This window comes from Glutamicibacter bergerei, from assembly GCF_054495185.1.
Window position 1 is genome coordinate 19,818 of record NZ_CM137131.1, and the last position, 13,443, is coordinate 33,260.

A 13,443-nucleotide genomic window follows, 5' to 3' on the forward strand; every position below is an offset into this window, starting at 1 on the left:
TTGAGGCATTAATATTGCTTGCCGCTGTCGTGCTATTACTAATGATGTACGTCTTCCCGTGGCTGTCGCAGTTCAGCCCATTTACCGACTCAACGATTGGCCAGAGCAACCCGTGAGCACCATCAAGATCCTCGTAATCGACAACTACGATAGCTTCGTTTACACCCTCGTTGGTTACCTCCAAGAGCTCGGTGCCCAGACTACGGTTCACCGTAACGATCAGATCAGTCTTCAGCAGGCACAAGAGCTTGCAGCGGCGTACGACGGTGTTCTAATTTCTCCGGGACCAGGTGATCCCGCAGGAGCAGGCGTGAGCGTCGACTTGATCAAGTGGTGTGCAGCGCACGACAAACCGATGCTCGGTGTGTGTCTAGGCCACCAGGCGCTTGCAGAGGCCTTCGGGGGAGTCGTGACACATGCTGAAGAGCTGATGCACGGCAAAACCTCGTTAGTCAGTCACGAAGAACATCCGGTATTCAAGAACGTGGCAAATCCGTTTACCGCCACTCGGTATCATTCGCTCGCTGCGGTTCGCGAGAGTATCCCGCAGGAATTGGAAATTATCGCGGAGACCGCTGGGGGAGTCATCATGGGATTGGCTCACCGCACCGCTCCGTTGTGGGGTTTGCAGTATCACCCGGAATCGGTACTCACCGAACAGGGCTATCAGATGCTCGGCAACTGGCTGGAATCTATTGGACTACAGGGGGCAGCCGAAAAGGCTGGGACTCTGAGCCCACTTTTTAGTGGCGAGTAGTTAGTCGCCGCGATTGCCGCGGCCATTGCCATTGCCGTTGCCATTCCCATTGCCGTTGGTGGACTGTGGAGGCATCGACTTCTGGGTCCCCGAGGATTTACTTTCCTCCGGTGGTGTTGACTCATCTGTTTCGTCAGAGCTCTCCGAGGTGTCCGGGGCTGTTGGGCTCTGGCTTGGAGTGGGTTCTGGCTGCTCGACTGATACGGATACGGTAACAAAAGCACCCTGGGCAACCTCGGCCCCAGCGGCCGGATCTTGCAGGAATAACGTTCCTGGTTCAGACTCGTTAGGAACTTCTACAAACTTCGCCAACAAGCCCACGTCATCTGCGGTGAGAGCCTTTTCTGCTTCATCACGAGTCATTCCACTGATATCAGGCACCTTGACCATTCCGGTGGAAAGAATAAGATCCACGGTAGACCCGGCCTTAACCTTTGAACCAAGCTCGGGACTAGTGCCGATCACCCAATCGGTAGGAATACTCGCGTGATTCTCCCTGCTGACGTCACCAACTTCTAGACCCGCTGCGCGAATTGCCTCGCGGGCAGCGACCTCGGACTGATTTTCTAGAGATTCTGGAATAACACGATCTTCGGTACCCTCGGAGATAAAAAGCTTGACCGTTGAGTCCTTGGACAGCTGAGTCCCGTTGTTCGGATCGGTACGCGTCGCCTTGTTTTCATCAACATCAGCGCTAAACTCACGCTCAACATCCACCTTGAAGGTCGCATCGTTGAGTAGTCGGGTGGCATCCATTTCAGAGAGGTTTTTGACCTCGGGAACCGCGACGGGTGCCCGCTGTTCGGCCTCGGCTTGCAGTGACCTAATCACTAAGAAGCTGGCGATACCCACCGCTACCAACGCGATAATCGTCAATAGCCAAATAAGGCCACGGTTCGAGCGGTGTTCCCGAGGACGTTCGTCGCGCTCATCGGCACGGGAAGCGAACACCGGATGCTCACTGGTGCGCGGATGCCGAAATGCTGCGGTTTCATCCTGATGCTCATAAAAGGGCACCGTAGCAGCCACCATCGTGGCCGCCTCATCTTGGTAAGGAATACCGTTTTGAGCATCCTCCAAGGCCGTTGCAAAGGCTCCAGCTGATTGGAATCGCTGGTCTCGTTCCTTAGCTAAGGATTTGAGCACCACAGCGTCATAGATTTCAGGAATTGAATTGTTAACCTCGCTGGGAGGAACCGGGTTCTCCCCAACATGCTGGTACGCCACAGATACCGGAGAATCACCGGTAAATGGGGGCTGATGAGTGACAAGCTCATAAAAAAGGCAACCGGCCGAATAGATATCTGAACGGTAATCGACCAGTTCTCCTCGGGCCTGTTCAGGAGAAAAATACTGTGCGGTGCCGACAACCGCCGCCGTTTGGGTCATGGTGGATGAGGTATCCATGGCTCGGGCGATACCGAAATCCATGAGTTTTACATGACCCTGGTCGGTCAACATGATGTTGGCCGGTTTGATGTCGCGGTGTACGACATTCTTCATATGAGAATGATCCAGCGCATCACACACACCACGGATCAGTTCTACCGCGTATTGTTCATCGACATGCTCATCTTTGAGCACCTGCCTCAGTGTGCGTCCAGAAACATATTCCATGACGATATAAGGTGAGGTGCTCCTGCTATATTCGGTGGCAGGAAGCTCGCCAGTGTCGTAAACAGCAACGATATTTGGGTGACTGAGCCCGGCGACCGACTTCGCCTCGCGACGGAATCGGTTGGTCACCATCGGATTATCGGCGGTGTCGTGGCGCAGGACTTTGATCGCTACCTGACGGGCAAGAGTATGATCTGTCGCTAAATAAACGTCGGCCATGCCGCCACGGCCGATCAGCGACCGAATTTCGTAACGGTCGGCAATCAGCCGAGGCAAACCGGGCGGCAATGCATCAAAATTACTCATGGTGCTTCGCTTGCGCCGGTTTCTTTAGGTGTTGCCGATTCGGTCGGGGTAGCAGTTGGCGTTGGAGTTGGGGTTTCGGTAGGAGTTTCTTTTGGCTCCGGGCCAAGTGAGATGGTCAATGAGATTCGCGATCCAGGAGTGACCTTGGTGCCTTCAGCAGGGGTTTGCTTCAGTACGGTATTTGCTACGGAAGAATCGTGTTCTTCTCCACCCTTGGATACTGCCAGACCAGAGTCCTGCAACAGCTTTTGGGCTGCTTCGTAGCTCATGCCGGTGACCGCAGGAACGTCCACGGTTTCTGGGGCCTTCGCGTAGCTCACCTTGACCGTAGAGCCGGGTTCAACACTTCCGGTAGGTGAAACCGATAGCACCTCGCCAGGATCAGCTTCCGAGCTTTCCGTTGCAGAATCACTGACTTCTAGACCCAAGGACTGCAATTGTGCGATGACGGTATCAATATCCTTGCCCACTAAGTTGGAAGGCACGGTGACGGACTCGACCGTTTTTGTTGGGGCAGTGGTCTCTTCGCTTGGTGTGCTGGTTTCGTCGCTCGGTTCGGTAGTTTCAGCACTAGGTTCAGAACTTTCCACCGACGCACTGGTGCTGACCGGAGGGCTAGTTGGTTCGGTGTTCGAGGAACCCAATTTTGGAATGAGCCAAGCACCCAAGGCAATCAATGCTGCCAAGACGATGACGACTACCAGTGGAATGATCCAAGGGTTTCGTTTCTCGTCCTCATAGCCTTCCTGATTGTCCGCCTGATGCTCGTCAAAGCCTTCGTCATCGTAGCTCGCTGCGGAAGCACCTACAGCGGCTGGCGCCGAGACCGTAGGCATGGCGTTAGTCATCGGCGGAGCAGCTTCGACCGAGGTGACGGCTCGGGTGGCGTCTTCATCGAGATTAAGTGCCTGAGTAGCGTCATCGTGCACACCGGTGATGAGCATGCCGGGTACGGCGATGGTCGCGGTGTTCGTGTCACCCTTGCGTAGCGCCTCTGCGGCGTCTGCCAAAGCATTCGCGTTAGCTGGACGGTCTGCCGGGTTCTTGGCGAGCATCGAAATGATCAGCTGACGAACGGGTGCGGGCAGCGAATCGGGAAGTGGTGGGGGAGCGTCGTTGACCTGCGCCAACGCGATAGCGATCTGTGATTCACCGGTGAATGGCCGACGTCCGGCAAGACATTCGTAACCGATGACGCCCAGTGCATAGATATCCGAGCTGCCCGTGGCGATCTGACCGGTGGCCTGCTCCGGAGCTAGGTACTGGGCGGTGCCCATCACCTGACCGGTGGCCGTCAGTGGAACCTGATCGGCCAAGCGCGCAATGCCAAAGTCGGTAATCTTCACAACACCGGTAGGCATCACCAGAATATTGCCGGGCTTCACATCGCGGTGTACGAGGCCATGTTCATGCGCTGCGGCTAATGCACGAGCGGTCTGTGCAATCAGTGACAGCGTGCGATCTACGTCGAGCTTTCGCTCGCGTTCGATAATGGTCGACAGCGGTGGGCCAGGAACGAGTTCCATGACCAGATACGCGGAGCCCTGCTCCTCGCCGTAGTCGAAAACGCCCGCGATACCCGAGTGATTTAGCAACGCCGTGTGGCGCGCCTCAACGCGGAAACGAGTCAGGAAACTCTCGTTGTCCGTGTATTCCTCTTTGAGGATCTTGATCGCAACTAAGCGTCCAAGAACCTGATCTCGGGCCTTCCAGACCTCGCCCATGCCACCGATCGCGATGCGGTCAGTCAGCTTGTATCGACCGCCCAAGGTGGTGCCGGTTACTGGCCTCACTTGTTGAACACCGCCTCTGTCATCTTCTTCATCAGTGACCCGGCCGTGTTGTGGCCAGTATCGTAATCTACTTGTTCAATGTTCACGGTGATCGCGACCTGTGGATCATCACCCGGCGCGAAGCCGGTGATCCAGGAATTGACCATCCCCGTGGTACCAATTTGTGCAGTACCGGTCTTGACCCGTAGGTCAACACCTGGCACCGCGGCATTCATTGCCGTGCCCGACTGCACGGGGCCCTTCATCAATTCGGCCACCGTGTTGGCGACTTCCTTGGTAGTAGCCGTAGAGAAAGCCTTGGGCTTTGGATCTTCAATTACTCGGAGATCCGGGGCGATGACCTTATCAATCATATTTGGTTGCATGATTACCCCGTCGTTAGCGATAGCCATGGCGACCATATTCATTTGCAAAGAAGTCGTTTTTGTATCGAACTGTCCGATGGTGGACATGGCTAACTGTGAGGCAGTCATGCCAGTCGGGAAAACACTGGCAGTTACGGACTGCGGAATGTTTAGCTGTTGTCCAAATCCGAAGCGTTCGGTGACATCCTCATATGGTTTTGCGCCGAGCTTCTCGCTGATATTCACGAATGGCGTATTGCAGCTCTGGGTAAAGATGAATTCGAGCTTTGCCTGCGGTTGGCGGGCACAGATGCCGGCTTCAAAGTTTCCGAGTTTGGTATTCGTACCCGGCAAGGTGATGCGGGTCGGGTTATCGATTACCGTATTCAAATCATATTCACCGGATTCCAGCGCCGCCACGGTACTCAAAATCTTGAATGAGGAGCCTGGCGCTACGAGGTTTCCGATCGCAGGATTAATGTAAGGGCTCAAACCCTTGACGTTGTTCAGCTTCTTCATGTTTTCGGCAGCTTTAACCGTCGAGTGGACTGCAAGCTCATTGGGGTCAAAGCTCGGCTTTGAAGCCATAGCTAGAATGTCACCGGTTTTTGGATCCGTCACCACGATGGTGGCCCGCAATCCATCCGGGATCATTTCGTAGGCCTTCTTCTGCAGATCGCCATCAATGGTGAGCTCGACCGAAGCACCTTCGGCCTTCTTGCCGGTAAACATCGCGGTGAGGCGATCAAAGACCAGATCGGAGCTGCTGCCGGTCAGCCAAGAATTCAGATCTGATTCCAGATGGGTGCTGCCATTAGCCAGTGAGTAATAACCGGTGAGGTGAGCGTATTCCTCGGGATTGTTGTACTTGCGCTGGTACGTGAATTGACCGTCATCGGTGGGTACCGATTCGGCAATAGGTTTACCGTCTACCAAGATGGCCCCGCGCGGTAGATCAAATTCGCGGTAAAGCTGACGCTTATTCAGCGAATTATCGGCAAGCTTTTCGGCACTGAAGAACTGGATGTAGCTTAAGCCTGCAAGGCAGACAACGAACATCATGGTCAAAGCGACCCAGACGCGCTTAATGGCTTGATTCATACGTTCTTCACCGCCTTTGTAGTTATAGCTCCCGGAGTTGCAACCTCGTCGGTGGGTCCCACGCCGCCGAGCATTGGACGACGTGAATTATGCGAAATCATTAAGAGCAAGGCGACGATGATCCAGTTCGCGAGCAACGATGAACCACCGGCCGCCATGAAAGGAGTTGCCAAACCGGTCAATGGAATCAGTCGCGATACGCCACCAATAATGACGATGCACTGCAATCCGAGGGTGAAAGACAACCCAGCAGCGAGGAGCTTGCCGAAGGTATCTCGTGATCCCAAGGCCGCGCGTAGTCCTCGACTGATCAGCAACATATAGAGCAGCACGATCGCCGAAAGCCCTATCAGACCGATCTCTTCACCAAAGGAAGCGATGATCATGTCCGAGTTTGCAAGCGGAACACGGTAGGGAGAACCTTCACCCAGACCGGTACCAAATAGTCCACCGTCGGCCATGCCAAACAGGCCTTCGACGATCTGCATGCTGCCGCCGCGGGCCTGATAAATTTCCGGGGAGAAAGCATTGAGCCAAACGTCGATTCGGCGGGTTACGTGACTCATCGTCATCGCGGCAAAGACGCCTCCGGCCGCAACCATCAGCAGACCAATGAGCACCCAGGAGATTCGGGCCGTAGCCACATAGATCATCACGATAAACAGGCCGAAGAACAGAATCGAAGAACCAAGATCTCGCTGCACCACGAGTACACCAATGGACAATACCCAGGCCACCACCATTGGTGCCATATCGCGCAGTCGTGGCAATTGCAGTGGGCCAAGCTTGCGGCCAGCCATCAAGATGAGGTCACGGTTGGACGAAAGATAGCCAGCAAAGAAGATCGACAAGGTGATTTTGGCCAGCTCGCCGGGCTGCATAGAGAACGGGCCTAGCCGGACCCAAATGCGAGCACCGTTGATGGTCACGCCAAATCCGGGAATCATCGGCAAAAGCAGCAAGATTATTGATGCCAGCAATGCGATGTAGGTGAATCGGCGCAACATGCGGTGATCGCGGATCGCCCAGAGAACGACGGCTGCAATGATTACAGCGATGGTGGTCCATAGAAGTTGACGCATGGATTGATCCGTGGTTTTTGCCAAGTCAATCCGGTGAATCATCGCTAAGCCAAGGGAGTTCAAAGCTACCGTAATCGGAAGTATTACCGGATCAGCATATTTAGCGAAAATGCGTAACATGATGTGCATAAGGAGGGCTAGCCCAGCCAGAATTCCGGTTTGCACGAAGAAGTCGGTGTTGTCGTTCGCGTCCGAGCTACTTCCAACGAGGAAGAAGGCTGCGGCACCAACACTCAGCGCCAGTAATAGTAGAACCAGCTCCAAATTGCGTCGTGGAACCGGCGCGGTGTGCAGTTCGCTCATCGCATGATCTCCTGACAATAGGCTGGCGGAAGTGGGGAATTCTGATTACCGCCGTTAGTACCCGGCGCCTGAACAGGACAATTCTGTTTTGCCGTGACAAGAAGTTCTTGAATCATCATGGCCGCGTGTTCCTGGCTGTCGGCCAAAATTGCAGATTCCACGCGCTGCCGTGAATATTCGGGCAGGGCTTCAAGTGGAATACTGCTGACGGTGTCGACCTCAGACAACGAAATCGGTCCGAGCTCTTGTGGCACACCGCGATAGATGGCGACCTTGTCTCCAACGGCTCCCACATAGAACTGGGTTTGTGTCCAGAGGTAACCCCAGACGCCCAGTCCGATGATTAGCAAGGTGGCCATGGTCAACAGCAGTGGCATAAACCAGCGATGCTGCACGGGACGTGAATCCAATGGGTCAAGAACTTCACCGGCAGCTGGCGAACGGTGCGTAAGTAACGCGGCGGCTCGACGTTCACCGGTGTGCTGGGTGACCACAGGAATCTGGCCGGTCTGCGTCGCCAGTTGTGCGGCACCGACCAAAAGGTGTGGACGTTGCGAAATCTCGTGGCGCAACACGGATGCGCTTGCCTCAACATCGCCTTCGGCGGCGATGGTCAGCTGACCAGTATCTGGCGCCGGTTCGAAGCTGGCCGGACCCGCATCTTCGGTGTCATCTACTTCGATGACGTCAAAGAGCACGACGGTAACGTTATCCGGCGCTCCGTTACGTAGAGTAGTTGCTACGAGGTCGTTGACCGCCGCATTCATATCTGCAGTGCCACGCACAATTTGTTCGATGATGGGCACTGCCACCGCATCGGTCAAACCGTCTGAGCATAAGAGCCAGCGTTCTCCGGGTTGCGCTTCGAGCTGTAATACATCTACTTCGGGGGATGCGTCAGAATCGCCCAGCACACGCAGTAGTACGTTTTTATGTGGGTGAGTTTCTGCCTCGTGCGGCTGGATTCGACCCTCTTCAACGAGTCGTTGAACAAAGGTGTGGTCGCGGCTGATCTGTTCAAATTCATTATTCTTCAGGCGGTAGGCGCGTGAGTCGCCAATATGCGCCAGATGTAAGGTCTCACCGGAGAGAAGCACCGAGGTGACGGTGGTGCCCATGCCTGAAAGTTTCGGATTTGCACCGACAAGTTCGTTGAGCACCAAATTTGCTGCCTGAATTTCATCGGTCAGGGCATTTTGTGGATCTACCGTGTAGCGGCGGTCCAGATGCACCAGATCTAGCACCGTGGAAGCCGATGCCACATCGCCACCGACGTGACCTCCCATGCCGTCGGCCAGAACCGCGAGGTATTCGCCGGCATAGGCAGAGTCGTCGTTCTTTTTGCGTATGCGTCCGACATCGGACATGGCCGCAAATTTAAACTTTAAAGCCATTGGCTAGGCCTTCAATTCCAGAACAGTCTTCCCGATGCGGATTCGCTGTCCCGGTTCAACTGGCTGTGCACGAGTGAGCTGACTATCTCCCACAAAGGTGCCGTTGGTAGAGCCCAGATCCTCGATAAACCACCGTGACCCCTGAGGGAAAAGGCGCGCGTGACGGCCTGAAGCATAATCGTCTTCGAGAACCACGGTGGCGTCTTGCGCGCGGCCGAACATAATAGGTTCTCCCTGCAAAGGGATGCTGCGTCCGGCTAGCGGGCCCTCAACAATGTGTAAGGTGCTAGCTGCCTTGCGTGTGCTGACCTCAGGTTCGGCAAGTTCTGGATTCTTCTTCAAAGCCCTGGCGCTGGGTGCGCCGGTACGAGCTCGAGCACCAATTGCTAGGTCGCGGCGCATGGCGCCAACAATGCTCAAAACGAGTAACCAAATCAGGACGAGGAAGCCAAGGCGGAACAGGCTGAGTACGAGATCATTCATGCACGGCCTCCGTTGCTAGGCGTAATTAGGCGAAAAACTATCTTGGTCTGTCCAATAGTAATGATTGAACGGTCCAATATACGCGTCTGCGCGGAAATCTTCTTACCATCGACGTAGGTACCGTTGGTTGAGCCGAGATCGGTGACTACATAAGAGCCCGGAGACTTCTGCTCTACTCGAATATGCTGACGGGAAACTCCAGTGTCGTCCACCGGAATATCGGTGCTGGCCGAACGACCAAGCACGATCGAGTGGTGATTGAGGGCGAAACGCTGCCCGTTGACTTCAACTACCGCTTGTTTCGGAAGCGGCGCGGCGGCCGGGGCTGCTGGCTTTGCGGTAGGTCGAGGTTGTGCGGTGGTTTGCGGCGTTGGCGTCGCGGCAACGGGCGTTGGTTCTGCCTTAGGCGTCTGGGGTTTAACGGGAGCGGAAGCGACCGGGTTTGCGCTTGAATCCTTCACGGATCCTGCAACTTCCACTTCGCCGGCCTTGAGTTCTTGAGAATTCACAAAATGAATCATGATCTTTCCCTGAACCGAGTATCCCTGGGTGACCGCGTGTTCCGCGGTGACCTTAGCCATCTCGTTGACTACCGGGGATCCCCACGCTTTGGCAGTGTCAAAATCTTTAGTACTCAACGACACGACGAAGTCGTTCGGAGCAAGGCTGCGACCTTCACTGATCGCGAGAATTCCACGATCCATTTCATTGCGAAGCGCGGTAGTTAGTTCGACAGGCTTAATGTCTGCGGTGCTGTTACCACGAAAGAAGCTGGTGACGACCTTCTCTAAGCCTCGTTCGACATTATCGAGAAAGCTCATTACGTGTGCTCCTTTCCTGTAGTCCATGGCGTTTTTTGGCCCGGAATTTCAGTTCAATGTCCTTGCGACACAGAACGTCATTCTCGATCTTACTGTTTTCAGCTGTGCAATTCCCGGAAATATCCTTGAAGGAAAGGCAGGCAACTGATTCAACGTCCCAACTGGTCAAAAGGTTTCATGTGGTGCTGGGCACATGCGGTTGATTCGATTAGGTGAACAATAAAAACAACGTGTAAGCTATTTCTTGTTGCCGCGAGAGCGGGAATCATGCGCGAGTGGCGGAATTGGTAGACGCGCTGGCTTCAGGTGCCAGTGCTCGCAAGGGCGTGGGGGTTCAAGTCCCCCCTCGCGCACATGAGAAATGTCTCGGAACATCGTTTGATCGATGTTCCGAGACATTTGTTTTTAACTATTCACCGCGTCAATATTTTGGGTCACGCCCCGAGTTGAGAAAAGTTATCTAGATTCCGCTTGACGCCGCGTGCGGCGGATCGTCCGGCTCGATTTGCGCCAATGGTGCTTGCCGAAGGTCCGTAGCCCACCAGCTGCACCCGTGGATCCTTGACTGATCCGGTACCTTTTCCCGCACGGTCTAGCTGAATGCCACCGTGGTCACTGCGCAGTTTCAGTGGGGCGAGGTGAGCTATGGCTGGCCTGAATCCCGTGGCCCAGAGGATCGCGTCAATTCGTTCAAATCGACCATCGGCCCAGCGTACTCCGTCGGCTTCCACCGTAGTGAACATTGGGTGGCGTTCATAAGCGCCTAAGTCTTTGGCTTCCTGTTCTTGGGCGCGTAGCGCAAGTCCGGTCACGCTAACCACGCTTTGTGGCGGCAATCCTTGAGCAACGCGTTGCTCAACCAAAGCTACTGCGGCAATCCGTGCTTCGTCGGAATCGAATGTATCTTCCCGCCAATTTGGGTCGGTGCGTGTTACCCATAACGTGTCGGTAATTGGACGTAGCGCACCAAGAAATTGCACGGCCGACGCGCCGCCGCCCACGACTAGGACTCGTTTGTTTCGAAAGTATTCGGGACCGGGGTATGCCACCGTGTGGAATTGCTCTCCGATAAATGTTTCCACCCCGGGGTAGTGCGGAAGGAATGGGCGTGTCCAGGTTCCTGTCGCGTTAATTAGGGTGTGAGCGCGCCAGATGTTCTGTGCAGCGTGAACGAGTAATGTGCCGGCGTCATCGGTAACGCTAGTTACGTTCACCGGCCGAATAATTGGTAGTTCATGTTCTTTTTCGTAGTCTGCAAAGGATTCGGGAACCGCCACATTGGCCCGGCGAAGGTCGAGTTTTGGTGGCATGGCGTCTGGTAGCTCGGCGACGCCGTGAACGTCTCGCATGGTCAATGCGTCCCACCGGTGTTGCCAAGCTCCACCGGGTGCTGTGTTTGCATCGAGCACAACGTGTCGCAGGCCTAAGCGTTTCAGGTGATAGGAAGCCGATAATCCGGCCTGTCCGGCACCGATGACAATGCTGTCCAAAATTTCCACGGTTAGCTTGTTTCCTTTACCGGCTCTCGGATTCCATCCCAATTCACGCTGGCTTCTTCGATCTTTTGCGCCAGTTGTGCCTTTGGAAGGTTAGCTCCGAAGGCGGGGTTTCCTGGCTGTAGGCGTGCACCATTTGCTAGCGAGCCAATGAGTAATGGGTCGAAACCAAGGGCGTCGATCAAGGAGGCCACCTTTGGAAGCTGATGCTCTCCGGCGATGGCAATAGCCTTGCGATCGCTGCTGCCAGCGGACTTCGACTCTTCTTCAAGGTCGTGGTATCCCATGTGATTGAGCGCCTTGACTACACGGGAGCGTGGCAAGAATTCTTGCACAATTTCGCTGGTGGAGGTTAGTGGGTCACGCAGGTCCTCGCGGATGCCATCGGTTTCCCACCAGTAGTTCATCGTGTCGATAACTAGTTTGTCAGCCAGCTGAGCAACGGGCAGCGTGTGGTACTTACCAAGGGGAAGCGCCAGAATGACAATATCTGCTTTACTCGCGGCATCGGCCGAGGACATCGGTTGCGCTCCGGGGGTCAGTATTTCGACGGTCAACGCGATCTTCGCTGGATCCCCGGAGCCTGCGATGAGTACGCGATAGCCGGCGGCTAACGCGAGCCGGGCCAGGGCTGTGCCGACCTTTCCTGCGCCGAGGATTCCAAGCGTGGTGCTCGAGTTGTTCATCGTGTGACCTTCTGACTTGCTGGTTGTTCGGCGAGCATTTCGCGGACTAACGGAATCACCTTGGTGCCGTAGAGTTCCACGGCGCGCAAGCGATCGCTGGCGGGCACCGCTCCACCGCTGTAGATCAGATCAAAACGTCCGATATCCAGTGTGCCGATAGTCTTGGCAATTTTGCGCGCCACGGTTTCGGGCGAGCCAATGTAAAGCGAACCGTGGGCGGCTTCGGCTTCAAATTCCTCGCGGCGCATCGGCGACCAACCACGTTCGGCGCCGATCTGATCACGCATCTTCTTATAGTCTTCGAAGATGATTTCCTTGGCCTGCTCGTCGGTGTCCGCAATAAATCCAGGAGAGTGCAGGCCGACCGGGTGCGAGCTCTGGCCTAGTTGCGCGTTCGCACGGTGGTAGAGATCAATGTAAGGAGCGAAGCGGTCCGGGGCGCCGCCGATGACGGCGAGCATCATTCGGAAACCGTAGTTTGCGGTTCGAATGACAGATTGTGGGGAGCCGCCGACACCGACCCATGTTTTCAGACGCCCCGACTCGGTCTTCGGGAAGACATCTGCCTCGTTTAGGGAGGCGCGCGTAGTGCCCTGCCAGGTGACGGGCTTCTCATCGAGTAGCTTGTGGAAAAGGTCGATCTTCTCGTCGAAGAGTAGGTCATAATCGGCCATGTCATAGCCGAAGAGCGGGAAGGATTCGGTAAATGAGCCGCGACCTAGAATCACTTCGGCTCGGCCGCCGGACAGCGCATCAACTGTGGCGAAGCGCTGGAAAACGCGTACCGGATCGTCTGAGGATAGGACGGTCACGCCGGAGGCAAGGTGAATATTGCTGGTTGCTGTTGCAATCCCTGCAAGAACTGTTTCCGGGGTGGTAATTGCGAACTCTGGCCGGTGGTGTTCACCTACCGCAATGACATCTATGCCCACCTGGTCTGCGAGGACTGCCTCCTCTAAGGTGGCGCGAATTGCCTGAGCGTAGGACACGAGCTGACCGTCCTTGCCACGCGGCACATCGCCGAAGGTGTCGATACCAAATTCGATGTTTTCGATGCCATCCATGTTCGAACCCCTTACCAGTCTTCATTTTTAATTGACACGTCAATCATATGCTTTTATGGTTGACATGTCAATAAATAAAAGTTCGTAGGTTGCTCAGCGGTGCGTCTCACTGCAAAAAAAAGTGAAAATTTGGTCCCGTTCTAAACCCGAGCCAACCGAGCGTCCAAGCAGGACATAGAATCAAGGACAAAAGAAA

Annotated in this window: 11 protein-coding genes and 1 tRNA gene; 2 read left to right on the top strand and 10 right to left on the bottom strand. The window is 55.1% G+C overall.

All coding sequences use genetic code 11. The features are described 5' to 3' along the window. The first annotated feature begins 112 nt into the window (after positions 1–112). Positions 113–757 (top strand): anthranilate synthase component II, encoded by a 645-nt coding sequence (locus ACX5K5_RS00115; RefSeq protein ID WP_096257215.1) that lies wholly within the window; start codon positions 113–115, stop codon positions 755–757. Here ACX5K5_RS00115 and pknB read toward each other — a convergent pair whose 3' ends face one another. The 7 genes from pknB to ACX5K5_RS00150 are packed head-to-tail and all read right to left on the bottom strand — an operon-like array spanning position 758 to position 10,001. Further along, complete coding sequence (gene pknB, locus ACX5K5_RS00120) at positions 758–2,680, bottom strand: Stk1 family PASTA domain-containing Ser/Thr kinase (protein WP_459174842.1); 1,923 nt, start codon at positions 2,678–2,680, stop codon at positions 758–760. Continuing rightward, positions 2,677–4,473, bottom strand: coding sequence for a protein kinase domain-containing protein (locus ACX5K5_RS00125; protein ID WP_346059997.1), 1,797 nt, complete (start codon positions 4,471–4,473; stop codon positions 2,677–2,679). The genes pknB and ACX5K5_RS00125 overlap by 4 nt, the downstream gene beginning before the upstream one ends. After that, positions 4,470–5,918: a penicillin-binding transpeptidase domain-containing protein gene (locus tag ACX5K5_RS00130; protein WP_443447647.1), complete on the bottom strand. Its 1,449-nt coding sequence runs from the start codon at positions 5,916–5,918 to the stop codon at positions 4,470–4,472. The genes ACX5K5_RS00125 and ACX5K5_RS00130 overlap by 4 nt, the downstream gene beginning before the upstream one ends. Beyond that, positions 5,915–7,303 carry an FtsW/RodA/SpoVE family cell cycle protein gene (locus ACX5K5_RS00135; RefSeq protein WP_096257221.1) on the bottom strand — a complete coding sequence of 463 codons (1,389 nt, stop codon included), beginning with the start codon at positions 7,301–7,303 and terminating at the stop codon, positions 5,915–5,917. Before ACX5K5_RS00135 ends, ACX5K5_RS00130 begins: the two co-directional genes overlap by 4 nt. Continuing rightward, positions 7,300–8,697: a PP2C family protein-serine/threonine phosphatase gene (locus ACX5K5_RS00140; protein WP_096257223.1), complete on the bottom strand. Its 1,398-nt coding sequence runs from the start codon at positions 8,695–8,697 to the stop codon at positions 7,300–7,302. The genes ACX5K5_RS00135 and ACX5K5_RS00140 overlap by 4 nt, the downstream gene beginning before the upstream one ends. Before the next feature lie 3 nt (positions 8,698–8,700). Beyond that, on the bottom strand, positions 8,701–9,180 hold the full coding sequence (locus tag ACX5K5_RS00145) for an FHA domain-containing protein FhaB/FipA (protein ID WP_096257225.1): 480 nt from the start codon (positions 9,178–9,180) through the stop codon (positions 8,701–8,703). Further along, positions 9,177–10,001, bottom strand: coding sequence for an FHA domain-containing protein (locus ACX5K5_RS00150; RefSeq protein WP_459174843.1), 825 nt, complete (start codon positions 9,999–10,001; stop codon positions 9,177–9,179). Before ACX5K5_RS00150 ends, ACX5K5_RS00145 begins: the two co-directional genes overlap by 4 nt. Before the next feature lie 269 nt (positions 10,002–10,270). On the opposite strand from ACX5K5_RS00150, the gene ACX5K5_RS00155 reads away from it, so the two are divergent. Then, positions 10,271–10,354: transfer RNA gene (locus ACX5K5_RS00155), tRNA-Leu, on the top strand. 81 nt (positions 10,355–10,435) lie between these two features. Here the strand turns inward: ACX5K5_RS00155 and ACX5K5_RS00160 are convergent. Genes ACX5K5_RS00160 through ACX5K5_RS00170 form a run of 3 tightly spaced genes read right to left on the bottom strand, consistent with a single transcriptional unit; the run spans position 10,436 to position 13,247 of the window. Beyond that, entirely contained in the window at positions 10,436–11,500 is a 1,065-nt protein-coding gene (locus ACX5K5_RS00160; protein ID WP_442346959.1) for a flavin-containing monooxygenase, read from the bottom strand. A gap of 2 nt (positions 11,501–11,502) precedes the next feature. Further along, positions 11,503–12,183, bottom strand: coding sequence for an NADPH-dependent F420 reductase (locus tag ACX5K5_RS00165; RefSeq protein ID WP_441664084.1), 681 nt, complete (start codon positions 12,181–12,183; stop codon positions 11,503–11,505). Continuing rightward, complete coding sequence (locus ACX5K5_RS00170; RefSeq protein ID WP_229676987.1) at positions 12,180–13,247, bottom strand: LLM class flavin-dependent oxidoreductase; 1,068 nt, start codon at positions 13,245–13,247, stop codon at positions 12,180–12,182. The genes ACX5K5_RS00165 and ACX5K5_RS00170 overlap by 4 nt, the downstream gene beginning before the upstream one ends. Positions 13,248–13,443 lie beyond the last annotated feature (196 nt).

Excerpts from the sequence above, each read along its gene's own strand:
- ACX5K5_RS00170 (WP_229676987.1), bottom strand. The coding sequence starts at position 13,247 with ATGGATGGCATCGAAAACATCGAATTTGGTATCGACACCTTCGGCGAT.
- ACX5K5_RS00135 (WP_096257221.1), bottom strand. The coding sequence starts at position 7,303 with ATGAGCGAACTGCACACCGCGCCGGTTCCACGACGCAATTTGGAGCTG.
- ACX5K5_RS00140 (WP_096257223.1), bottom strand. The coding sequence starts at position 8,697 with ATGGCTTTAAAGTTTAAATTTGCGGCCATGTCCGATGTCGGACGCATA.
- ACX5K5_RS00145 (WP_096257225.1), bottom strand. The coding sequence starts at position 9,180 with ATGAATGATCTCGTACTCAGCCTGTTCCGCCTTGGCTTCCTCGTCCTG.
- ACX5K5_RS00150 (WP_459174843.1), bottom strand. The coding sequence starts at position 10,001 with ATGAGCTTTCTCGATAATGTCGAACGAGGCTTAGAGAAGGTCGTCACC.
- pknB (WP_459174842.1), bottom strand. The coding sequence starts at position 2,680 with ATGAGTAATTTTGATGCATTGCCGCCCGGTTTGCCTCGGCTGATTGCC.
- ACX5K5_RS00165 (WP_441664084.1), bottom strand. The coding sequence starts at position 12,183 with ATGAACAACTCGAGCACCACGCTTGGAATCCTCGGCGCAGGAAAGGTC.
- ACX5K5_RS00130 (WP_443447647.1), bottom strand. The coding sequence starts at position 5,918 with ATGAATCAAGCCATTAAGCGCGTCTGGGTCGCTTTGACCATGATGTTC.